21 protein-coding genes are annotated in these 24,932 nt (G+C 31.8%); 17 read left to right on the top strand and 4 right to left on the bottom strand.

Annotation, left to right across the window (positions count from 1 at the left end):
• Positions 1–300 precede the first annotated feature (300 nt).
• The 17 genes from ACIQ0M_RS03300 to ACIQ0M_RS03220 all read left to right on the top strand — a co-directional run bounded on the left by ACIQ0M_RS03300 (position 301) and on the right by ACIQ0M_RS03220 (position 19,980).
• Positions 301–603: an STAS domain-containing protein gene (locus tag ACIQ0M_RS03300; RefSeq protein ID WP_396149684.1), complete on the top strand. Its 303-nt coding sequence runs from the start codon at positions 301–303 to the stop codon at positions 601–603.
• 358 nt (positions 604–961) lie between these two features.
• Entirely contained in the window at positions 962–3,334 is a 2,373-nt protein-coding gene (locus ACIQ0M_RS03295; protein ID WP_396149682.1) for a GumC family protein, read from the top strand.
• A gap of 3 nt (positions 3,335–3,337) precedes the next feature.
• Positions 3,338–4,714, top strand: a complete 1,377-nt coding sequence (locus tag ACIQ0M_RS03290) for a lipopolysaccharide biosynthesis protein (protein WP_396149680.1) — start codon at positions 3,338–3,340, stop codon at positions 4,712–4,714.
• Between the two features lie 2 nt (positions 4,715–4,716).
• Positions 4,717–6,198, top strand: a complete 1,482-nt coding sequence (locus ACIQ0M_RS03285) for a hypothetical protein (protein ID WP_396149678.1) — start codon at positions 4,717–4,719, stop codon at positions 6,196–6,198.
• A 72-nt stretch (positions 6,199–6,270) separates the two neighbouring features.
• Positions 6,271–7,209 carry a phosphoribosyltransferase family protein gene (locus ACIQ0M_RS03280; RefSeq protein ID WP_396149676.1) on the top strand — a complete coding sequence of 313 codons (939 nt, stop codon included), beginning with the start codon at positions 6,271–6,273 and terminating at the stop codon, positions 7,207–7,209.
• Between the two features lie 58 nt (positions 7,210–7,267).
• The gene (locus ACIQ0M_RS03275) at positions 7,268–8,479 is read left to right on the top strand and encodes a glycosyltransferase (RefSeq protein WP_396149674.1); all 1,212 of its coding nucleotides are present in this window, start codon (positions 7,268–7,270) and stop codon (positions 8,477–8,479) included.
• Positions 8,476–9,630, top strand: a complete 1,155-nt coding sequence (locus ACIQ0M_RS03270) for a glycosyltransferase family 4 protein (protein WP_396149672.1) — start codon at positions 8,476–8,478, stop codon at positions 9,628–9,630. The genes ACIQ0M_RS03275 and ACIQ0M_RS03270 overlap by 4 nt, the downstream gene beginning before the upstream one ends.
• Before the next feature lie 4 nt (positions 9,631–9,634).
• Positions 9,635–10,849, top strand: a complete 1,215-nt coding sequence (locus ACIQ0M_RS03265) for a glycosyltransferase (RefSeq protein WP_396149670.1) — start codon at positions 9,635–9,637, stop codon at positions 10,847–10,849.
• Positions 10,840–11,460, top strand: a complete 621-nt coding sequence (locus tag ACIQ0M_RS03260; RefSeq protein WP_396149668.1) for an acyltransferase — start codon at positions 10,840–10,842, stop codon at positions 11,458–11,460. Before ACIQ0M_RS03265 ends, ACIQ0M_RS03260 begins: the two co-directional genes overlap by 10 nt.
• 4 nt (positions 11,461–11,464) lie before the next feature.
• Entirely contained in the window at positions 11,465–12,655 is a 1,191-nt protein-coding gene (locus tag ACIQ0M_RS03255) for a glycosyltransferase (protein ID WP_396149666.1), read from the top strand.
• 43 nt (positions 12,656–12,698) lie between these two features.
• Positions 12,699–13,157, top strand: a complete 459-nt coding sequence (locus ACIQ0M_RS03250; protein WP_396149664.1) for a glycosyltransferase — start codon at positions 12,699–12,701, stop codon at positions 13,155–13,157.
• Positions 13,158–13,474: 317 nt separating this feature from the next.
• Entirely contained in the window at positions 13,475–14,833 is a 1,359-nt protein-coding gene (locus ACIQ0M_RS03245) for a UDP-glucose dehydrogenase family protein (RefSeq protein WP_396149662.1), read from the top strand.
• A gap of 18 nt (positions 14,834–14,851) precedes the next feature.
• Positions 14,852–15,790, top strand: coding sequence for a UDP-glucuronic acid decarboxylase family protein (locus ACIQ0M_RS03240; protein WP_396149660.1), 939 nt, complete (start codon positions 14,852–14,854; stop codon positions 15,788–15,790).
• A gap of 166 nt (positions 15,791–15,956) precedes the next feature.
• Positions 15,957–16,334 carry a PleD family two-component system response regulator gene (locus ACIQ0M_RS03235; protein WP_396149658.1) on the top strand — a complete coding sequence of 126 codons (378 nt, stop codon included), beginning with the start codon at positions 15,957–15,959 and terminating at the stop codon, positions 16,332–16,334.
• Between the two features lie 34 nt (positions 16,335–16,368).
• Positions 16,369–17,553: a sugar transferase gene (locus tag ACIQ0M_RS03230; RefSeq protein WP_396149656.1), complete on the top strand. Its 1,185-nt coding sequence runs from the start codon at positions 16,369–16,371 to the stop codon at positions 17,551–17,553.
• A 62-nt stretch (positions 17,554–17,615) separates the two neighbouring features.
• On the top strand, positions 17,616–18,350 hold the full coding sequence (locus ACIQ0M_RS03225) for a TolC family protein (RefSeq protein ID WP_396149654.1): 735 nt from the start codon (positions 17,616–17,618) through the stop codon (positions 18,348–18,350).
• A 442-nt stretch (positions 18,351–18,792) separates the two neighbouring features.
• The gene (locus tag ACIQ0M_RS03220; RefSeq protein WP_396149652.1) at positions 18,793–19,980 is read left to right on the top strand and encodes a glycosyltransferase; all 1,188 of its coding nucleotides are present in this window, start codon (positions 18,793–18,795) and stop codon (positions 19,978–19,980) included.
• A 260-nt stretch (positions 19,981–20,240) separates the two neighbouring features.
• Here ACIQ0M_RS03220 and ACIQ0M_RS03215 read toward each other — a convergent pair whose 3' ends face one another.
• The 4 genes from ACIQ0M_RS03215 to ACIQ0M_RS03200 all read right to left on the bottom strand — a co-directional run bounded on the left by ACIQ0M_RS03215 (position 20,241) and on the right by ACIQ0M_RS03200 (position 24,900).
• Complete coding sequence (locus ACIQ0M_RS03215; RefSeq protein WP_396149650.1) at positions 20,241–21,341, bottom strand: DUF4407 domain-containing protein; 1,101 nt, start codon at positions 21,339–21,341, stop codon at positions 20,241–20,243.
• A gap of 144 nt (positions 21,342–21,485) precedes the next feature.
• Positions 21,486–22,835 carry a M56 family metallopeptidase gene (locus tag ACIQ0M_RS03210; RefSeq protein WP_396149648.1) on the bottom strand — a complete coding sequence of 450 codons (1,350 nt, stop codon included), beginning with the start codon at positions 22,833–22,835 and terminating at the stop codon, positions 21,486–21,488.
• A complete protein-coding gene (locus ACIQ0M_RS03205; protein WP_396149646.1) occupies positions 22,832–23,203 on the bottom strand; it encodes a BlaI/MecI/CopY family transcriptional regulator in 372 nt (123 codons plus the stop codon). The genes ACIQ0M_RS03210 and ACIQ0M_RS03205 overlap by 4 nt, the downstream gene beginning before the upstream one ends.
• A 308-nt stretch (positions 23,204–23,511) precedes the next feature.
• Positions 23,512–24,900, bottom strand: coding sequence for a dipeptidase (locus ACIQ0M_RS03200; RefSeq protein WP_396149644.1), 1,389 nt, complete (start codon positions 24,898–24,900; stop codon positions 23,512–23,514).
• Positions 24,901–24,932 lie beyond the last annotated feature (32 nt).

Raw genomic sequence — 24,932 nt, 5'->3', positions numbered from 1 at the left:
TTTTCGGTGGTCAATTTCAACCGGAAAGTGGTGGTCAATTTGACCCGAAATTAGGTGGTCATTTTGAATCGGAATCGATGGTCAATTTGCTCCGGAATTAGGTGGTCAATTTGACCGTTTTTTCCATCAATTATTTCCTCCATTTTATACGATGATTAATTTACTAATCATCACTAATCAATGTTTAATCTTAGGCAACTTGCCATTCATCGAAAAATGGGTTTAATTCATTGATTTGTTTTTCAATTTTGTGCCATTATTTAATGTCAAAATATCAATAACAAATAAAAAAATAAAAAAATGGCACTTCAAATCACTGAATATGCAGGAATTTTCGAAATAACCGGAAAACTTAATACACAAAATGCAAACGCTTTAAAAAATCATTTTGAAACTCTCATTCAAACTGAAAATCACATTATTATTTCATTAAATCAAGTTAGCGAAATAGATCCATCTAGCTTTGGTATTATTGTTAACCTATACAAAAAAGCACTTGAGAAGAACAAAGTCTTTTATATTCTTCCGGAGGAAAATCAAAACGTAATCGACTTATTCAAATCTAAAAACATGGATTATATGCTTCAAAAAAGAAGTGCATAGTTGCAACCGTTTTTATTGAATTCAATGCACCAACCATCAAACTAAGTTCGAAAACCAATTTGAAAAGGTTTTTAAAAAATGTTATCAAATTAAAATTGATAACATTTTTTTTGCTTAAAAGTTAAATGTTTTATTCTGTAAATACATAATCATAAAGTGTCTCGAAAAATTTTCATCCCACTAAATTTATTTTTCAATTAATCATTGCACTCTTTCCATTCAACTACAGATAAGATCAATCTAACGAAATATAACGAAAGTCACTTACTGATACAGCTAATTTTGGCCCATAATTACTATAACTCAGATAAAATAAAGCATAATCAACTATTTTCTATAAAAAATTAAACATTAACTTATGAAACTGATTGAATTCATAAAACTGATTTTAAAACATAAAGTTGCACTTATTGCAATTCCATTATTGGCCGGGATTTTAGCAATTTTATTAACCAGTAATCCAAAACACAGCTATTATTCAAAAACCAATCTTTTTACTGGTTTGGCTACCGGTTCTTCTGTAGAAATGGATAAATCATTTAACTATTTTGCTACGAATATAGCTTTTGATAATTTAATTAATATCATCAATTCGAGAGAAACACATGAAGAAGTAGCCATTCGACTGCTGGCCCAACATTTAATGTTAAAAGAACCCGACAACAAGTTTATTTCAGATAAAACTTTTGAACTATTAAAAGAAGATATGCCGAAAGATATCTATAACTATGTTGCAAAATCAAACATACCAGATACTACCGGTTTAAACTTTGAAATAGAAGATGTCGTAAATACGCTACCGGAATCTATAAACAAAGCAGACTATGAACAAACCGTAAACAATTTGATGAAATTAATGAAGAAAGACAATACCAATTTTGTCTATTCTTTATTGAATTTTGAACATCCCTATTACTCGCTGGAAGCCATTTCAAAAATTAAGGCGGTTCGTATTTCAAATAGTGATTTAATTGAGCTTAGTTATGAAACAGAAGATCCGGGTGTATGCCAACAAACGCTTGCAATTTTCAATGAAGTATGCATAAAAAAGTACAAAAACTTAAAAGAAAATGGCTCAGATGCCGTGATAAAATATTTCGAATCACAATTACTGCAATCTGAAAATAAATTAAAAACCATTGAAGACCAACTTTTAAAATTCAACCAAGATAATAGTATAATCAATTATTATGAGCAAAGTAAAGCGGTGGCAAATGTAAAGGAAGATATGGATGTTGAATACAATAAAAAGCGAGCAGAATTAGCCGGATATGAAGCTTCTGCAAAAAAATTAGAAAAAAAATTAGAAATACAAGAACTCGTTCAAGACAAAAGTAATAGAGTATTAGAAAATAAAAAACGTTTAGGAGAATTAAACTATGAACTGGCCATTTTAGAAACAAAAACAAACGATTCTAAAAAAACAGCGGACATTGAAAAACTAAAAAACCAAGCGACTAAGCTACAAGAAGAAATAAAAACAGGTGTAGCCCAATTGTATTCTTTTCAAAACTCAGTTGAAGGTGTTCCCAGTTCTAAAGTATTACCGGAATGGGTTGATAAAATTGTAGAAGCAGAAAACATCAAAGCCAAACTGGATGTAATGAGTAAACGCAATTTAGAATTTCAACAACAGTATGCAAAATATGCACCGGCCGGAGCAATTCTTAAAAAAATTGAAAGACAAATAAATGTAGCAGAACAAGAGTATTTAGAAATTTTACACGGTTTAAATTTAGCAAAACTAAAGTTTCAAGATACACAATTATCGAGTAATCTAAAAGCGGTAGATCCTCCTTATTTCCCATTAAAACCAATTCCGTCTAAACGTAAAATAGTAATCATCGCTATAGTTATTCTTAGTTTCATTTTAGTTTTAGCAAGTATATTGATTATGGAGTTTTTTGATAAAACATTAAAAAACATAACGGTAGCAAATGAAAAGCTAAAAATTCCTGCATTAGGCATGCTGGCTAAAGTTTTCAAAACAAATGAAACCTTTGATTTATTTGGCATTCAAGATCGATTGATGGAACTCATAATGCAAAATCTAAATCATGTTTTAAAAACCCAAAAAGCAACTGGCACCACAAAAATAATCACCATTTTTAGCACACAAAAAGAGGAAGGAAAAACAATAATTGCAAATAATATTGCCAGAAAATTAATTCAGTCCGGAAAATCTGTTATAGTATTAAATCATTCAACCATTGTAAAACCAAAACTAAATTCCGGTAAATCACCAAAACTAAATTTATTATTAGGTTACCAAGACCCTAGAATTGACTACGACCATCCTTTTTTGGATGAACCCAATAATTATTTAGAATCTTCATGCATGGCTACATATGAAGTGAATGGTGCTTTTTTTAATGCCAAAAGCTATAAAGATTTAACGCTTTCAGAACCAAATGTTTCACAAAAAGAACCTGATTATGTAATCATTGAATTGCCAAATATTTTAGATACAAATTATCCGGCAGATTTAATTGTGGCTTCAGACCTGGTTTTATTGGTGTGTAGGTCAAACCGTCTTTGGTCAAAAGCGGATGAAAATTTATTAAATAACATCAAAGAGCTTAGCCCATATAAATTACAATACATCATTAATGGTGTTGCCATTGATGAAGTAGAATCGTTGTTGGGAGAGTTACCAAAGAAACGCTCAATAGCCAGAAGAAAAATTAAAAATTTACTTCGTTTTCAGTTTCATCTAAAAAATCACATCTAGAAAATGTACAAGCTAATCAAAAAAATAATCAAAGAAGATAATTTCTTGTCACTTGCCGGAAATCTATTGATAGCAATATTGGGTTTAGGTGGTTTTGCTTTATTGACTAGAAGTTTAACTGCAAATGATTTTGCTCAATGGGTTATTTTTATCTCAGGAGGTTCTTTTATTGAAATGTTGCGTTTTGGAATTACGAACAATGCTCTGGTACGATTTTTATCAGGTGCAACAAAAGAGGAAAGTGAAAAATTAATAGGTTCAAACGCTCTTATAAGTACTTTGACCACTATTGGCTTATCTGTACTAATGGTTTCCATCAACCATATTTTTAAAGAATCGATACAGAACTCTATTTATTGTCTTTTTTTTACTTGGTACCCTTTATTAGCTCTGGTTAATTTACCATGGAACAATGCCTTAATTGTTTTACAAGCAAAAATGAAATATGGAATTATTCTATGGATTAAAACCTTAAACAGCGGTTTGTTTTTTTTGGTTTTACTTGTAAATCTTCTTTTTCTAAACCTGTCTGTTACACAACTAATTTGGATATTAATCACCATTAATCTTATAACTTCCTTTCTGTGTATGATTAAGGGTTGGGATGGATTGTTTCTCATCACAAAAGCAACTAAATCTACTAATAAAACCTTACTTAACTTCGGAAAATACAGCACTTTTACTTTGATTGGCACTAATTTGCTTCGAAATGCAGATTTACTTATCATAAGTATTAGTCCATTAGGAAGTGAAGCTGTAGCGTTATTCAGTATTCCTTTAAAGTTAACTGAACTACAACAAATTCCATTAAGAAGTTTTGCTGCAACGGCTTTTCCAAAAATGTCAAAAGCTAGTGTAGAGGGGAAAATCAAAGAACTTCAAAATATACTTTACACCTATACCGGAGCATTAACGTATTTATTTATAGCAATTTCTATAGTAACGTTCGTATTTGCAGAACCATTCGTAATTCTAATTTCCGGGCATCAATACTTAAATACAGATAATACAAATTTTGATATAGTAGCATTGGTTAGAATTTTTTCAATTTATGGTTTAATGTTGCCAATAGACCGTATGACCGGAATTGGCTTAGATAGCATGAATAAACCTCATATCAATGCTTTAAAAGTAATGTTGATGTTAGCAACTAATATTATTGGAGACATAATAGCCCTTTTTGTTTTTGAATCTTTATTGTTGGTAGCTCTATCTACCCTTGTATTTACAGCTGTAGGAATTTTGGTTGGAGCTTATTTTGTTAGACAAGAAATAGAATTTTCGGCAAAAGAAATCTTCAAAAGTGGTACTTCTTTTTACAAAGCAATTTGGAAACAACTTCAGATGATGACAAAAGATGTAAAGTTTATAAAAAAATAGACATGAACATTTTAAAAAATTATAGCAATCCATTTGAAATTAATACAGGTTCTAATCAGATAACCAATACAACTATTTTTACAATTATTTCCTTGCTTACATTACTAGTAACTTTACTGGTTGTAAAAACGGAAATTATTGGTTTTATCGGGGTTATAGGGCTTTGTATTGGGATTATTGTGCTTTACAAAATTTTTGTAAATCCAAAGCTTGGCATTTATCTTCTAATTATTCTAGGTTTTTTTGTAACAGGGTTAGCTCGATATATTCCTTTAGCATGGGGCTTATTAATTGATGGCATATTAGTAATCATTTATTTAGCTCTTTTTTTTAAAGGATTTGCAATAAAAATTCCTTGGCATTTAGCAAAATCTCCATTAACGCTTGTCGTTTCTATTTGGATGGGATATATATTCTTACAAATAGGTAATCCCGAAGCACAAAGCAAAGAAGCTTGGTTTTATGCCATGCGAGGTGTTGCCCTTTATCAGTGGATGTCTATTCCTTTATTGTTTATGTTATTTAATAAGCAAAAAGATTTAGATACTTTTTTTATTCTTTGGGGAATACTTTCTGTTTTAGGAACCCTCAAAGGAATTCAACAGTTTCAATTTGGTGTTGATCCATTTGAAAAAAGATGGTTAGATCAAGGTGGTGCAGAAACACATATTTTGTTCGGAAAATTAAGAGTGTTTTCCTTTTACTCTGATGCAGGTCAATTTGGGGCATCACAAGGACATACGGGTGTTGTTTTTAGTATTTTGGCCTATTTGAAAAAAGAAAATTTTAAACTTAAAACGTTTTTCATTTTTATTGCTTTAACCACCTTTTTCGGTATGTTAATCTCCGGAACAAGAGGAGCAATAGCAGTACCCGCTTTGGGAGGAATCATGTTTTTAATTCTTAAAAAGAATATAAAGGTACTTATTTTAGGTGGTATTTTAGGACTTAGCGTTTATATATTTTTTGCCCATACCACCATCGGTCAAGGCAATGCAGAAATACGTAGAATGCGAACTGCTTTTGACCCTAACGAAGCTTCGCTTCAAGTTCGATTGGCTAACCAAAAAAAGTTAAAAGGTTATTTGGCTACAAGACCCATTGGTGGTGGTGTAGGTGCTACCGGAAACTGGGGACAACGCTTTACACCGCATACTTTTTTAGCCAATACAGCAACCGATAGTTGGTATGTAATGATTTGGGCAGACACAGGAGCCGTTGGATTAACATACTACTTAATCATGTTATTCTTTATTTTAGGAACTGGAGCCTATAATGTGATGTTTAAGCTAAAAGATGAATGGCTAAAAGCCCAAATAGCTGCACTAACTTGTGGTATGGCAGGAATTATGATGGCATCCTATGGCAATGGCGTTTTTGGTCAAATGCCTACCGGTATTCTTATGTATGTAGGAATGGTGTTTATGTTTATCGCTCCTAAAATTGACGAATCTATTCGTAAATCTTCCATTCAACTACAATAAACTTCTATCCGTCGAAATTTATCAATACCCCTTGTTTTGTAAAGATACTTTTGCAACATAAAATTAATAGTTATGAACTTTAGAAATGTAAACGACTTAAACAATACGATTTTAAAACAACTTCATTTAATTCCTAGAGATATTGATTTAGTTGTTGGAATTCCAAGAAGTGGCATGCTACCTGCTAACTTATTAGCATTGTACCTTAATTTACCCTACACAGATATTCACTCTTTTGTGAATGGTTTTATTTACAAATCGGGAGCAAGAAAACAGTTTTTCACTGAAAAAGAATATAAAAAAATTTTAGTAGTAGATGATAGTATTGCATCAGGTTCTGCTTTAAAAGAATGTAAAAAAGAGTTAGCACATTTAGATTCGAAGTTCGACATTCAATATTGCGTAATCTATTATACTCCGGAAAATAAATATTTAGCAGATTTTGCTTTAGAAGCTGTTCCAACTCCAAGGTATTTTCAGTGGAATATTTTTAATCATACATCCTTAGAAAAAGCATGTTTTGATATTGACGGTGTGCTTTGTGTTGACCCTTCAGCAGAACAAAATGACGATGGAGTTTTATACCAATCTTTTTTAAATAATGCTGCACCATTATACATTCCAGGTTGTAAAATAGGCACCATAGTAACTTCACGTTTAGAAAAATATAGACCGGAGACTGAAGCATGGTTAAGCAAAAACGGCATACACTATGATAAATTGGTTATGTTGGATTTACCGGATATGAAAGCAAGGCAGAAAGCGAATAACCATGCCGGGTACAAAGCCAATGAATATAAGCATAATAAGTATAATTTATTTGTAGAAAGTGATCTTGGGCAAGCCATAGAAATAAACAGACTAACTAAAAAACCTGTTTTTTGTACAGAAAATTTTGAGATGATTTACAATAATGAATCATTACTCTATAATTTGAAAAGCGGTAAAAACTTTCCCATTTTGAAACGTACTGCATTAAAATTGAGAGATGTAATTAGAAAAAATCGTTAATATTTATTCCAAAACATCAATCAAGGATACCATATACAACTACTTATAATTAAAAATCATGTTACCTATTGAAACTATTATAAAAGCTATAGAATACATCTTATTAGCTTATTTTACTTTTTCGAGCTTATATATTTTAGTCTATGCCATTGCGGGACATTTCTATAAAAAGAACAGAAGTTTGCCTACCAAAAAACAAGGCAAAATGGCTGTGTTTATTCCCGCTTACAAAGAAGATGTAGTAATCGTGGAAGTAGCAAAATCAGCTTTAGAACAAAACTATGAGCAAGAAAATTTTGAAGTTATTGTTATAGCAGATTCGCTGAAAACTACAACATTGGAACAATTAAAAATTTTGCCAATTATTCTAATTGAGGTTTCATTTGAACAAAGCACAAAAGCCAAAGCACTCAACAAAGCCATGGAAGAACTATCAGATTCTTATGATTATGCCATAATCTTAGATGCTGATAATATTATGGAGGTTGATTTTTTAAAGAAAATGAATCAGGCATTTCAAAAAGGATATCGTGTTGTTCAAGGACATAGAAAAGCAAAAAATCAAAATACATCCTTCGCCATTTTAGATGCAGCAAGCGAAGAAATAAACAATCATATATTCAGAAAAGGACACAGAACATTAGGGTTGTCATCAGGACTTATTGGTTCAGGAATGGGATTTGAGTATTCCCTTTTTAAACATTTGATGAAATCAGTTCATGCCGTTGGCGGCTTTGATAAAGAATTAGAATTTAAAATTGCTCAGGATAAAATTGCTATCGAATACCTTCAAGATGCGGTAGTTTTTGATGAAAAAATTCAAAAGGCATCTGATTTCTCCAATCAAAGACGAAGATGGCTTTCTACCCAGCTTATTTACCTGAAAAAGTATTTTTTAAAAGGTTTTGAAGAATTACTATTTCATCGAAATGTCACTTTTTTTGATAAAGTTTTGCAAATGATAATTCCACCTAGAATCTTACTTTTAGGAGCATCATTTTTAATTGCTTTTATTCATATTTTACTTGTTTTTTGGTTTCAAATTCCATTGGAAGGAACTAGTCTAGGTTGGGTTATAAATTTAATAATCGTAGTATTAGCGTTCTTTTTTGCCCTTCCAAAATCTTTTTACAATACAAAAACGTTAGAAGCTTTGATTACTCTTCCAACGGCATTTTTTAGAATGGGTCTTTTGCTCTTTCAACTTAAAGGTGCTAATAAGAAATTTATTCATACTCCACATGGTGAAGTTAAAACTCAAAATCCATGAGAATAGGTATCGAAGCACAACGCATCTTCCGACCTAATAAACATGGTATGGACAGAGTAGCACTTGAATTAATAAAAAATCTTCAAGAACTAGACAAAGTAAATGAATACTTCATTTTTGTTAAACCCGGTCAAGATAACTTAGTTATTCAAGAAACATCAAATTTTAAAATTATTGAAATTAAAGGAGCATTTTATCCTTGGTGGGAACAAGTGAAACTGCAAAAAACAGCTAAGTTTTATAAATGCGATATCTTACATTGCACCAGTAACACAGCTCCGTATTTAAAAAAATTACCTTTAATAACCACGCTTCACGATATTATATTTAGTGAAGAAAAAGTATTAAAAGTACTAACAAGCAATGCGTCTCTTTATCAAAAATTTGGAAACTTATACAGAAGAATCATTGTAAGCAAAGTAGTTAAAAACAGCAATACACTCTTAACGGTTTCCAATTTTGAAAAAAATAATATTAGCCACTTTTTTCAGCTAAACGATGAAAATATTCAAACCGTTTATAATGGTGTAAGTCAAAATTTCACAACCAATTTTGAATCTGAAAAACTTGAGGATGTAATCCAAAAGTATAAGCTTCCAAAAGAATATATTTTTCACATTGCCAATAGCGATCCCAGAAAAAATACTAAAAGAGTGTTAGAAGCTTTTAATGAGTTTACACAAAAAACAAATGGGTCTCACAAGCTAGTTTTACTTGGATACAAAGAAAATGATTTGAGAGTCATGCTTCAAGAAATAGATGCAACTCATCTTTTAGAGCACATTTCTTTACTAGGTTATGTTCCTGATAATGATTTACCAGCAATATATTATCTGTCAAAATTGTTTTTATTTCCATCATTAAGAGAGGGATTTGGTATTCCGGTTATAGAAGCCATGGCATGTGGTGTTCCTGTAATTACCTCAAATGTTTCTTCAATGCCCGAAGTTGCTGACAATGCAGCCCATCTTATACATCCTGAAAATGTGGAAGAATTATACAATGCCATGATAAAAATTACATCGGATGCAAAGTATAAAAACCAATTAATCGAAAAAGGATTGTTACAAAGCAAAAAATTTTCATGGCAAAATACCGCCAAACAGGTATTAGAACAGTATAAAAAATTAAACAAAGAAATTAACTTATAAGGTCATGATAAAAGGACAAGATATAATCATTATTGGTATCCAACCTTGGGATATAGAAATAGGAAGTAATTGCAAAAATATTGCAGTAGAATTTGCTAAGGAAAACAGGGTTTTATATGTAAATCCACCGTTGGATAGTATCACTAAATTCAAATATAAGAAGCAGGAAAAAATTCAAAAAAGAATACAAATTGCAAAGGGTAATTCTCCGGATATTGAAAAAATCAGTCATAATTTATGGACATTTTATCCAAAAACAACCATTGATTCTATTAATTGGATTTCTATTCCTAAAGTTTTCAATTTTTTTAATAAACGAAATACTAAATTATTTGTAACCGATATACAATCTGCCATTTCAAGATTAGCGTTTTCAAATTTTATTGTATTCAATGATAGCTCTATGTTTTTGGGACTACATATAAAAGAGATGCTTCGCCCAAAAGTTTATGCTTACTATATGCGTGATTATTTAGTAAAAGTGCCTTACTGGCAAAAACACGGAGAGCGAATAGAACCACAAGTAGTAAAAAAAGCAGATGTGGTAGTTACCAATTCAGATTTTTTTGCAGAGCTGTGTTATCCATTTAATACTCAAAGTTGTATGGTTGGTCAAGGATGTGATGTGTCTATTTTTAATGAGGCTAATCATGAAATAAAAATTCCCGATGAATTTAAAAAAATACCCAATCCTATTGTTGGATATATAGGTTCATTAACATCACTACGACTAGATATTGCTTTACTTGAATCAATTGCTGAAAAGAAAAAAAACTGGAGTATTGTTTTAGTTGGCCCGGAAGATGAAGATTTCAAAAAATCGAATTTGCATCAATTACCTAATGTTTTTTTTCTTGGAAGTAAAAAGGAATCTCAATTGCCAAACTACTTAAAAGGTTTTGATGTCGCTATCAATCCTCAGTTAGAAAATCATCTTACCATTGGGAATTATCCAAGAAAAATTGATGAGTATTTAGCAATGGGAAAACCCGTAGTGGCTACAAAAACAAAAGCAATGGAAATGTTCAAAAACTATGTTTACCAATGTAGCTCTTATGAAGAATATAGTAACCTGATAGAAACAGCTTTGTCCGAAAACTCAAGTCAACTAGAACAAGAAAGAATAGCCTTTGCCAATAGCCATACTTGGGAAAATAACGTAAATAAAATTTATAACGCTATTTTAAAAGCTACAAAAAACAATGTAAAATGGGACTAAAAGAAAAGATAAAATCAAACAGTAAACTAAAAAAAATAGTGCATCAAGCCATACTTATTTCTAATCAAACCCGACCAAGATTGTGGGTAAAGTGGTTTGTAAATCCGTTTTTTCATAAAAAAGGAAAAGGTGCCTGTATCAGAAGAAGAACACGTTTAGATGTTGTGCCTTGGAACCAATTTGAACTAGGTGCTTTTTCTACCATTGAAGATTTTTCTGCTATTAATAATGGTGTGGGCTCCGTAATCATTGGTGAAAGAACAAAAATTGGATTGAGCAATACTATCATTGGACCCGTGACCATTGGAAACGATATTCGTTTGGCACAAAACATTACTCTTTCAGGTTTAAACCATAATTATGAAGACATAAACATTCCTATTCACAAACAAGGTGTTTCTACGGCTCCAATACATATTGAAGATAACACATGGATAGGAGCAAATGTTGTTGTTTTAGCAGGTGTAACTGTGGGTAAACATTCCATAGTAGCTGCCGGCAGTGTGGTTACTAAAAATATTCCACCTTATTCTGTAGCCGTTGGAAATCCGGCACGAGTCATTAAACAATACAACTTTGAAACCAATACTTGGGAAAAATATAAAAATTAAACGAATGGAAACATTAAAATTACTTTTTTGGATATTAGTATCAATTATCATTTACACTTATATAGGCTATGCAGTTTTACTCTATCTTATAATTAGAACCAGAAGATTTTTAAAAATAGGTGCAACAAATCAAATAGATGATTCATATGAACCGGAGGTAACCTTATTCATTACAGCCTATAATGAAAAAGATTATGTTGAAGCAAAAATGAAAAACTCTTTAGAGCTAGACTATCCCAAAGATAAATTAAAAATTGTTTGGGTAACTGATGGTTCCAATGATGGCTCACCGGAATTATTAAAAACTTATGCTGATGCTACCCTATTTCATTTAGAGGAAAGAAACGGAAAAATTGGAGCCATGAACAGGGGAATGAAGTTTGTGAAAACACCAATTGTAATTTTTAGTGATGCAAACACCATGTTAGGTAAGGAATCCATTAAACGCATTGTAAAATTATTTGGTAATGAAAAAGTGGGGTGCGTTTCCGGAGAAAAACGAATTTTCAATAATAAAAGTGAAACGGCTTCTGTAGCGGGTGAAGGTCTTTACTGGAAATATGAATCAAAATTAAAAAAGTGGGACGCAGAATTACATTCCGTTGTTGGTGCTGCTGGAGAATTATTTGCCATCAAAACTCATTTGTATAAGCACGTTGAAAAAGACACATTACTTGACGATTTTATTATTTCGCTAAGAGTTGCCCAAGAAGGATATACCATTCAATATGATCCGGAGGCTTTTGCTATAGAAAAAGCTTCGGCTAATGTAAAAGAAGAATTAAAACGTAAAATAAGAATTTCTGCCGGAGGCATTCAATCCGTAGTTCGATTAAGGTCACTCATTAATGTTTTTAAATTTGGTACGCTTTCATTTCAATACATCTCTCATCGAGTATTGCGATGGACATTGACACCTTTGAGCATATTGCTATTGATTCCTTTATCCTTTTATTTGGTTTACAACCTAGGATTCTTGAATTTTACTATTTATGCGGTATTATTTTGGTTACAAATTATATTTTACATTTTAGCTTTACTAGGATGGTTTTTGGAAAACAGAGCTACTAGAATCAAGGTGCTATTTATTCCTTATTATTTTTTCATAATGAATCTTTCTGTGGTTTTAGGGTTTATCCGTTACATGAGAAATAATCAATCTGTGAATTGGGAACGTGCCTTAAGAGCAAATTAACTATTTAAAATGTTTTGTGAAGTTTATATTAAAAAGTATAAAAATGAAGGTAGGAATAATAATTGTATGCTATAACAATGAGTTGGATATTGATATAAAAGAATGTACAAAACACCTAAAAGAAATAAAGGATGTAGTGTTTTGTTTTGTAAATAATAACAGTCAAGACAATACCTATGATGCATTAAAAGAAATCAACACGGCATGTAAAAATGTATCTGTTATAAATATCAGTAAGAAAAAGTCAGATACCGCAGCCGTGAGAGCAGGAGCAAGATTTATGACCAATCAGTTTAACTTAAAACATTTAGGTTTTGTTACCTCCAATAAAATAATTAAGTACGGCAGTTTAAGTGTATTAATTAAAGAAATTCGAAATAATCAATTTGATATATCCAGTATCAATCCTTATAAAGAAAATGATAAAGGTGTGAAATTAACCTTTTTTCAAAGTCTTTTTCCAATATTGGAACATCTGGAAAAGCAATTAGTGAATAACTAGTGGTTTAACTTTATTTACTCCTTTTTTCAGATTCCGTTGTATTCCAAAACAAATGTTGATTTACTTTCCAGTAACATTTTAATTAAAACGAGGAATTACTTCATGCTAAGTATTTAGCATTTCACTCTATTTTTAAAGCAATTTTATTGATTTCAAATTCCCTTTATCAATAAAAATATTTCATTCAACTACAGTAAAATCCCACCCATCGAAATTTAATGATGTAGGGCTTTCTATCAGCGTAAGTTTGCATCGTAATAAAAGAGAAATCGTATACAAATTACTGAATACTATTTATTAAAATAAAAATTAAAAAAATGAAAATAACAATTGTAGGCAGCGGTTACGTCGGTCTTGTAACAGGAGCTTGTTTCTCAGAAGTTGGCATTGATGTGCAATGTGTAGATGTGAATCAAACAAAAATTGACAATTTAAAAAAAGGAATTATTCCAATTTATGAACCTGGTTTAGAGGATATGATTATCCGAAATATGGAAAAAGGAAGATTACAATTTACGACTGATCTTTCTAAAGCCATAAAAGGTTCTGATATTGTTTTTATTTCTGTGGGAACGCCACCGGATGAAGATGGTAGTGCAGATTTAAAATATGTGTTACAGGTTGCAAGAGATTGCGGAAAGTACATGACAGATTACACCTTGGTAGTAACAAAAAGTACGGTTCCGGTAGGTACTTCAAAAAAAGTAAAAAAAGCAATTGAAGAAGAATTACAAAAAAGAAATGTGGTAATACCTTTTGACGTTGCTTCCAATCCTGAGTTTTTAAAAGAAGGAGCTGCCATTGATGATTTTTTAAAACCCGATAGAATTGTTGCGGGAACAGAAAGTGCTAGAGCAGAAGAATTACTTCGTAACCTGTATAAGCCATTTACGCTAAACGGTCATCCTATCATTTTTATGGATATCGTATCTGCCGAAATGACTAAATATGCAGCAAATGCCATGTTAGCTACAAAAATTAGCTTCATGAATGATATTGCAAACTTAAGCGAAATCGTAGGTGCTGATATCAACCATGTGAGAAAAGGAATTGGTTCTGATGAAAGAATTGGAAACAAATTTATTTATCCCGGTATTGGATACGGAGGTTCTTGTTTCCCAAAAGATGTTCAAGCATTAATTAAAACGGCCAAAGAAAACAATTATGAATTAAAAGTTTTGCAAGCTGTTGAGGAAGTTAATCAAAACCAAAAGAGTGTTTTATTTCATAAAATATTGAACTATTTTGATGGCGATGTAATGGGTAAAAATATTGCTATTTGGGGTCTTTCTTTTAAACCGCAAACAGATGATATGCGTGAAGCTCCTTCTTTAGAAATCATAAAAAAACTTATTGATGCCGGAGCAAAAGTACATGCATATGACCCCGTAGCAATAACTGAAGCAAAACATCATTTTGGCGATACGATTGCTTACTACAATGACCAATATGAAACATTAATAGATGCCGATTGTTTAGCGATTTTAACTGAATGGCCCGAATTTAAAATTCCAAACTTTAACATCATTCAGAAATTACTAAAAACGCCTGTTGTATTTGATGGAAGAAATATTTATGATGCTGTAGAAATGAAAAAAAATGGTTTTGAATATTTCTGTATAGGAGTTAAAACAGCTGGTCAATTACTTAATCACAAAGCAGCATTAGCTTATTAATATTTTTAAACACTAAAAATGGAACGAAAGAAAATTCTTGTCACTGGAGGTGCCGGATTTGTGGGTTCACACTTATGTGAAAGACTATTGAAAGAGGGAAACGAAGTGTATTGCTTAGATAATTTCTTCACAGGACAAAAGCAAAACATCATTCACTTGTTAAACAATCCTTATTTTGAGTTAATCCGTCACGATGTAATCAATCCTTTTCATATTGAAGTCGATGAAATTTATAATTTGGCTTGTCCTGCCTCCCCTATTCATTATCAATACAACCCCATCAAAACTATCAAAACCTCGGTAATGGGTGCTATTAATATGTTAGGATTAGCAAAAAGAGTGAATGCAAAAATCTTACAAGCTTCTACCAGCGAAGTATATGGAAATCCATTCGTTCATCCTCAAGTAGAATCGTATTGGGGAAATGTAAATCCAATTGGTGAACGCTCTTGTTATGATGAAGGGAAAAGAACAGCCGAAACATTATTTATGGATTACCATAAACAAAACAATGTTAAGTCAAAAATTGTTAGAATTTTTAATACTTATGGACCTAATATGCATCCTAATGACGGTAGAGTAGTTTCCAATTTTATTGTACAAGCATTAAAAAATCAAGACATTACGGTTTATGGAGAAGGCCAACAAACAAGAAGTTTTCAATATGTTGATGATTTGGTAGACGGAATGATAAAAACAATGAATACTGATGATTCTTTTATCGGCCCAATAAATATTGGAAATCCGGATGAATTTACCATTTTAGAGCTTGCAGAAAAAGTTATCAAGTTAACCGATTCAAAGTCGAAGATAATATACAAGCCGTTGCCTTCCGATGATCCATTAATGAGAAAACCCGACATTTCTCTTGCCAAAAAAGAACTCAATTGGTCTCCAAAAGTAAATTTAGATGAAGGTTTAGAAAAAACAATTTCTTATTTCAAAACCATTATATAAAGTCAAAAAGCCTTTGTTTATTATACTTTTTTAGGTTTCAAATTCCATTGTTTCAATGGCTCTAAAATTTTCACTTCCGTAAAAAATCTTAAAATAGCTTAAAACGGTATTAGTAAAAATAATCGATTACAACTCTTAACAAATTAAAATTATAGAAATGAAAAAAATGATACTCGTAGTAGATGATGAACAAACTACTTGCTTATTATTAGAAAATTTTTTGTCAAAAGACTATAATGTTGTTACAAAAAGCTCAGGTATTGAAGCATTAGCATGGCTCAATAACCATTTGCCAGACTTAATTATTACTGATATTCAAATGCCCGGAATGTCTGGTTATGAATTACTAAAAGAAGTTCGATTAATAGGATTTCATATGCACACACCGGTAGTAATGTTATCTGCCAACAAAGAAAGTAAAGAAAGAATAAAGTGTTATCAATTAGGAGCACAAGATTATTTAACAAAACCCTTTAATCCGGAAGAGTTATTGGAAATCACAAAAAAAAATCTATTCCCAATTCATTATGCTAACGCTTGGTAGTTCATTTTTTGACTCCAAATAATACAAATATCTTATGGACATTTTATATATAGGAAATTCATTTTCAAGTTATGAGCAATATGCAAAAGAAAAAAATATAGTATTGTGGTCAGCTCGAAATAGTTTAGAAGCATTACAAGTCATAAAAAGCAAAAACGTTGATGTAATTATTGCTGATTTTAATTTACCCGGAAACTCTGGATTATATTTTTTTCAAACCTTACAAAAAACCCCTTTATATTCTGAAATCCCATTTATATTAATAAACGAAGAGTTCAACAAGAAACTATTTAAAGAGGCATTTTCAAAAGGAATTAGTGACTTTTTTGTTTCTACATCTTCATCCGTTAGTAAAATTATAGCAAGAGCAGAATCCTTACATAATTTAAAAACATTAAACTGGAATGACATTAACATTTTAGATGCTGAAAAAAAATTTAAAATGCCTAGGTCAAAAAGAATTTTTGATGTTGTTTTTGCTACATCAGTATTACTAATCATTGCACCGTTTATGCTTTTCATTATGTTAGCTATCCGACTTGAATCCAAAGGAAAAGTATATTACATTTCAAAACGTGTAGGCAGAAAAACCTTTGATTTTTATAAGTTAAGATCCATGCGTTCAGGTTCAGACGAACTTATAAAAAAACTTGCGGTAGAAAACAATCAGTATAATAAGCATAATGCTGTGCAAAGTATTGATTTCAAAAAACCTTGTGTAAAGTGTAGCACCATGCCAAAAGACGAAAGTTGCTCTCCAATATTGCACATAGACGGAAATAGAATCTGTGATTATTGGTATAATCATCAAAAAAATACCATAGAAAAAAACAATGCCACTTTTATAAAAATTGTAAATGACCCAAGAATTACAAAAATTGGAAAGTTTATCAGAAATACCAGTATTGATGAATTACCACAATTAATTAATGTTCTTAAAGGTGATATGTCTATTGTGGGAAATCGTCCATTGCCGGTATATGAAGCTGAATTATTAACAAAAGATGTCATATCAAAAAGATTTTTAGCTCCAGCAGGAATTACCGGATTATGGCAAGTAGAATTAAGAGGAAAAGCAGGAAATATGTCTGAAGAAGAACGTATTGAATTAGATAATAAATACGCAGATTACTTTATTGATAAAAACTATTCTTTTTGGTATGATATGAGATTAATTTTGAGAACATTTCCGGGGTTAATTCAAAAAAGTACTGTTTAAATTTCAACCAATCTCAAGTTTACAAAATAAAAATACTACCCTACTTTAAAAAATAAAAAACAATGAAAAATAGCATAAAAACCTTACTAGCACTTCATGCAATTTCAATTTTACCTTTGGTATCAATTGCACAAACTGCAAATGAATTGGAAATCAAAGAAGAAACATCAAAATTTGTTTTACCAAGTCTTGAAGTTTTTATAGATTCAGCATTAGTAAAAAATGGAATGTTAGAATACAGAACTCTGGAAATTGAAGCAAAAGAATATAATCTAACGAGCAAACGTCAAAATTGGACCAGAAATCTTGGAATTCAAGCCAATTCAGGATTTGGAACATTTAATAATTTTTCTACAACCAGCGGTGAAAATGACATTGTAAATCTTGCCAGTAACACGCAACAATTTAATTATAATGTTGGAGTTTATCTAAAGATACCCGTTTTTGACATTATCAATCGAAAAACTGAAGTTAAACAAGCTAAAGCAGAATTAGAACAAGCAAAAAGTTTAGCTAAATTTCAAGAACAAGAACTGCGAGAATTTGTAATAAGACATTATGAAGACTTAATACTTAAGCAAAAAATACTAGTATTAAGATCTTCCAATTTAGGCAACGCTAAAGTAAATATGGAAATGGTAGAAAAAGAATTTAGAAATGGTTTAATTCCCATTTCAGAATATGTTAGAATTTCAGATATGACAGCACGAATTGCTGCAGAATTTGAACAAGCCAAATCAGATTTTTCAACTTCAAAAGGACTTTTAGAGAATTTAACAGGAGTAGAAATTAATTAATAATATTTTTTTAGCCGTTAATTGATGAACATGCAATTTATAAATTTTTTGTCTGTTACTCCACAAATGCGTCCGCTTGTGATTCAAAAAAATCAATGACTATTTTTTTCTTGTTATCTTATAAACCTTTGTTGTCTCCAATTGCGAAATACACTTTATCATTAAAGCATCACTAGTTTACTCAAGTAAAAAAAAAGTACTCCCTTGAAACAATAGTGAAAGAACAAGGAAACAATTTAATATTTATTGGTGTTTTCCTTCACACTAACTTAATGATAATCTATAATAAAAATAGAACATAAATGTGTTGAAGAAAAAAAGATAAATCTACAGTAAATTACCATTCATCGATACTTTAATTAGTATTGGTCTAATTATTAAATGAAATAAAAATAACGAAAGTACTTTTGCTCCTTTACATTGAAAAAAATTAAAAAATATCATGAAAAAAATATTAATAGTTGATGACCAGGAATTAGTTTTAATCTCGCTAGAAAAATGCCTGTCTGACTTAGGTTACAAAATAAAAAGTGTGAATAACATTTATGAAGCTATTTTTATTTATGATTCTTTTCTGCCGGATTTAATTATTTCTGATGTAAATATGCCTGATATTATCAATCGCTACAATTCAAAAAATTCAGTTATAACTCAATGCACGGTTGGTTTAGAATTAGTAAAATATATCAGACAAACACAAAACCACCAAATTCCGATTATGGTTTTATCAGGAAATACAGATGAATCAATAATTTCTCAGGGATTTGAATTAGGTATTGATGATTATATGAAAAAACCGGTTAGTTTAACTGAAATCGGTGCACGTGTAAAAAGATTAATTGGTCCTGCTATACCTATTGAAATTGGAAAAACTGAAACATCAGAAAAATACATACAAAAAGGTTGTGTAGGTGTAGTTATTCCCTGTTACAATGAAGCAGAAAGGTTACCAACCGATGAATTTAAAAAATTTATTGATAAAAATTTAGGCTATCATTTATGCTTTGTAAACGATGGCAGTAAAGACAATACATTGGAAGTACTTGAAAAATTGAGAAAAGGAAAAGAAGATTACATCAGTATTTATAATTGTGAAAAAAACGGTGGAAAAGCGGAGGCTGTTAGATTAGGTATGTTACACTTAAACACTAAAAATCAATATAATTATATAGGTTTTTTAGACGCCGATTTATCTACAAATTTTGAAGATTTTCAAGATTTGGTCAACACAATATCCACCTCTGATTTTCAAATTGTTACTGGTTCAAGAATGAGCCGGATGGGTGCTGATATTACCAAAGAATCTAGCAGTGCGATTATTAACAATACAATCAACTTCTTTATCAGAAAAACATTAGGTATGGATATAAAAGATACCCAATGTGGTGCAAAAGTAATGACCAAAGAAATTATTGAAAAAACTTTTAAAACTAAATTTTTAACCAAATGGTTGTTTGATGTTGAAATTTTTATGCGAATGAAAAAAGCATATGGTTCAACAAAAGCAAAAGAACTAATCTGTGAGCAACCGTTAAAAAGATGGATTCATGCTGATGGTTCTAAACTATCGTTCAAGGATTCCTTAAAAATTGTTGGGCAAATTGGGCAAATAGCAATTAGCTATAAATAAATCATATTTTGTTTTTAATTACATCAAAAAAAAGAATATAAATACCACAATCTAAAAATTTCTTTTGAATGTAGCTTTGTTGATAATAAAATTAAGGGGAAACATTTAGCAGTTGCTAATGACTAATCTAAAAATCTGAGTCTTTATAAATAATCAAAAATGCTAGATGATAAAAAGCTGCAAATGATGTAATTAAATATAAAACCCTGTGAAAATTTCACAGGGTTTTTGAGTATTTATCCTTTTTAGTTTTTACTAGACTATAAACTTTTCTTCTGTTTCTCCACAAAACCATCCGCTTGTAATTCTAGCAATTCAATCGCTCGTTTTTTCTTATAATCATATAACCCTTTGTCGTCTCGAATGTCGGCATAGACTTTATCGTAGATTGAAGCATCGGTTTGTTTTTGCAAATCACTTTGGTATTTATTTTGAGCCAAAACGTTTTTCACGGCTAATTCGCCTTCTTCTTGTTTAAAATCATATTCACCACGTGGTGATAGTAATTTGGCAATAATGGGTGATGTTTCAATTGCCAAGAAAAGTAACATGATAAAAAACGATGGCAACCAAGGTAATTTATCCAACGCATTGATGCGAGCCATCAACCCATCAAATCCATCAATGATAGGTTGGGTTTCGGCTACTTTTTTATCTAAATCAGTTTGAAGGGTTTTGCCTTTTGTTTCCAATTCAGCGATTTTGGCTTGATTGGTGGTTTTTAAAGTGGCTAATTCCTGTAATGCAGCATCGTGTTTTTCACGTTTTTCTTTGTAAACCGGGCCTTTTCCAAGCTTTTTGGTTCCGGCTGTTCCTTCAGCTTCGGTAATATAAACAGCATATAAATCGTTGACTTCTTTTTCTTTTTTCAGGATGTCTGATTTGAGACTGTCGATTTGAGCTTTGTTTTGATCTACGTCGGATTGAAAATAATTGGCCACTTGTTTTTTGTTATTCATTGCCATTTCATTCTTCTCTTTCAACAAAACGGTATTGATTTCTTTTTCAAAAATTTTGATTTCCAATGGTTTTGAAATAACAATAGCAATAATCACCGCCAACACAATTCGGGGAGAAGCTTGAATGAATTCATCCAGAAAGCTGTCTCTTTTTTTGATGGTGGAAACAATAAAACGGTCAAGGTTAAAGATGAGTAAACCCCAAACGAATCCAAAAAATACCGCAATATAAACGTTGTCAAAAACGGTGTAAAGTGCATAACTGCCGGCAATAAAAGCCATCACTGCCGTAAAGAAAACGGTAGCACCAATTCCGACATATTTGTTTTGTTCGCCGTTGGAACAACTTTCGATGATTTGCTTGTCGGCACCCGAACAAAGCAGGAAGAATTTTTTGAGCATGAGGATTGATTTTTGATGATGATTGATACAAATTTAACGCCAAAAATTTTAAATTGTTGTAATTTGTTGAAAAAATGGCGGTTAGAAAAAATCCTGCAAGATTTGAACAATCTTACAGGACTTACTTTAGATTTAAACTACATGTTACTTTTTTGTACCGTCTAAATAAATTGTTTGATTAGGAGCGTAATCCTCGTTATTCAAAAATGCTTTTTTAAATCCTTTCTCTGAATATAAATGCACTTGCTTTTCTTGCGGAAATCGTTTGCTTCGTGCATTTTTATGAACAAAACTTTCGGTTACGAACACAAAATCATTTGGGCTATATGAATTTAATTTTTCGTTTTCAATGACAATTCCATCAACCCAAACTGCATAATTGGTTTTGTTTTTAAATTTTTGTAATTGAGTCTGTAATACTTTTATTTTCCCAGGAGGAGAAGGTGGTGGCGGAGGAATTTGATTCTTCTGATCTTCGTCTAAGTCGGCATATTTCACTTCTTTTTTTATGCCGTCTTTGTCTTTGAAAACAACTGTAGTATTATCATAATAATTAGGCTGTTGAGATTCATTACTTCTTGCTTTTTCTTGAACTTCGATTGCTTCCTCCCAAGTGGTTTCAACAACTTCAAGCTCACTAAGTTGTTTTTCTTGAACACATGAAATCATAAAAATCATTAATACTATTGGTAAAACAAGTGCTTTTTTAAAAAAGCCAATTTGTTTTGATGTGCTTTTTGTCATCATAATTAATCGTTTTTTGGTTACTAAATAATTTAAATTACTGGCCAAGTAAATCGGTTTGCTTCCGTTTGTATTGAGCAAAAGGGCTTGATAAAACGGAACATTGTTGTATTTTTTTACAATATTTTCATCGGCTAAAAATTCATGGTTTAATTGAATTGCTTTTTTGTAAGCATAAAAAAGCGGATTAAACCAAAATACTGTTTTTAGAATTTCGATGAAAAGTATGTCTAAACTGTGCTTTTGTTGAATGTGAACAAGTTCGTGAGCAAACAATTCTTCTTGAATTTGATTGCTTTGAAAATCGTGTTTATTGACGAAAATAAAATTGAGAAAAGTGTGTGGAATAACTTTTTCGTCTAATAAAATGATTTTAGTGTTTTTGAAATAAACAGATGAACTTGTTTTTGCTTTTTTGAATAAAATAAATACATTTTTTGTGAAACGAAGAAGCAATATAACCATAACTGTAACGTAGCCGATAGTGAGGAAAGCATTCCAATTGAATTGATATGCCAACTTTTCTTTTTGGCTTGTTAAAATTGGTTCTGAAATGATGGTTTGAAAAACTTGTATCGGAATTTCTTTTGCCGTTTGAATGGTTATAAACGGAATAACAAGCGAAAACAACAATGTAATCAAAAGATAAAACCGATTGAATAAATGCATCTTTTCGTTTTCTAAAAATAAATTATAGAAAATGAAAAACACGCTTAGACTGAAGGATGATTTGATGATAAAATCGATCATTTTTTCTTTTTTTGAAGTTCTACGTCAATGATTTTTTTGAGTTCTTCCAGTTCTTTTTCAGTTAGATTCGTTTCTTTTGTAAAGAAAGAGGCAAACTGCGAAGCCGAATCGTTGAAGAAATTTTTGATTAATCCGTTGACGTGTTTTGAAAAATAATCGGACTTTTTAACTAATGGATAATATTGTCGTGAATTGCCAAACTCTTGATAATCAACAAATTTTTTGTCTATCATCCTTTTTAATAGTGTAGCTATTGTGGTTGTGGCTGGTTTTGGTTCAGGATAAACTTCTAGCAATTCTTTCATAAATGCTTTTTCAAGTTTCCATAAATGTTCCATTAATTGTTCTTCTGCATTGGACAAATTCATCTCTATGTTTTTAGAATTAACTCTACAAATGTAGAATATAAATTTTATTGTGCAAATTTTTTGGAAGAATATTTTTAAAAAATGCAGATTGAAAGTATAGATTGCACCCGGGATAGCAGCGGAAAGCCCACAGGACGGGGGTTGTGCTTTTTGCGGGTTGGGCCGGCGACCAACGGAAGCCGAGCCCAACCCGACAAAAAACCAACCAACGGACGAGGACTTGCAGCGAATAGCCCGAAATGGGGCCATAAAAAAACCGCTTACTCCACGGAATAAACGGTAATATAATTTGCGAATTTGCGGTTGATTTATTTACTTAACTCCACAAAATATTTGTAAAACAACGGAATGGTTTCGATTCCTTTGAGATAATTGAAGATTCCGAAATGCTCGTTGGGCGAATGGATGGCATCGCTGTCGAGACCGAATCCCATTAAGATGGTTTTGGATTTTAATTCTTTTTCGAACAGAGCGACAATCGGAATACTTCCACCTGAACGAACAGGAATAGCCGGAACACCAAAGGTTTCAGTGTAAGCTTTATTGGCCGCTTGATAGCCGATGCTGTCGATGGGCGTTACGTAACCTTGTCCACCATGATGTGGGGTAACTTTCACTTTAACCGATTTGGGTGCGATGCTTTCGAAGTGGTTTTTGAATAATTCGGTGATTTCTTGCCAATCTTGGTTCGGCACTAATCGCATGGAAATTTTGGCGTACGCTTTGCTGGCAATCACGGTTTTGGCACCTTCTCCGGTATAGCCTCCCCAGATTCCGTTGACATCTAACGTGGGTCGGATAGAGTTGCGTTCGTTGGTTACATATCCGGTTTCGCCATGAATGTCGGCAATATCCAATGCTTTTTTGTAGTCGTCTAGTGAAAAAGGTGCTTTGGCCATTTCGGCTCTTTCTTCAGTAGAAAGTTCTTCCACTTTGTCATAAAAACCGGGGATGGTAATTTGATTATTTTCGTCGTGAAGTGACGCAATCATCTTGGTCAAAACATTGATTGGGTTGGCAACCGCACCGCCGTACAGACCAGAATGTAAATCACGATTGGGTCCAGTTACTTCTACCTCAACATAACTTAAACCTCTTAAACCTGTTGTGATGGAAGGTTGTTGGTTGGAAATCATTCCGGTATCAGAAATCAAAATCACGTCGTTGGCTAGTTTTACTTGGTTGCGTTCTACGAAGCAGCTGAGGCTTTTTGAACCTACTTCCTCTTCTCCTTCAATCATAAATTTGACGTTGCAAGGCAAGCAATTGTTGGCAATCATGTACTCAAATGCTTTCACATGCATGTACATTTGCCCTTTATCGTCACAAGATCCTCTTGCAAAAATAGCTCCTTCAGGGTGAATTTCGGTAGTTTTGATTACCGGTTCAAACGGTGGCGAAGTCCATAAATCCATTGGGTCGGGCGGTTGCACGTCGTAATGTCCGTACACCAAAACGGTTGGCAAATTCTTGTCGATGATTTTTTCTCCGTAAACAATTGGATAACCGGGAGTTTCGCAGAGTTCCACGAGGTCGCATCCGGCTTTTTCGAGGCTGGCTTTTACGGCTTCGGCAGTATCTATAACATCTTGAGCATAAGCCGAATCAGCACTTACGGATGGAATTTTAAGTAAATCAATCAGTTCACTTATGAATCGTTCTTTGTTTTGTTGAACGTAATTTTTTATGTTGTCCATTATAAAAAGTAAAAATGATAAAGTTCAAAAGT

Source organism: Flavobacterium sp., from assembly GCF_044339515.1.
Classification (GTDB): domain Bacteria; phylum Bacteroidota; class Bacteroidia; order Flavobacteriales; family Flavobacteriaceae; genus Flavobacterium.
Note: the sequence above shows the minus strand (reverse complement) of the source record. Positions and strands in the feature narration are given on the sequence as shown.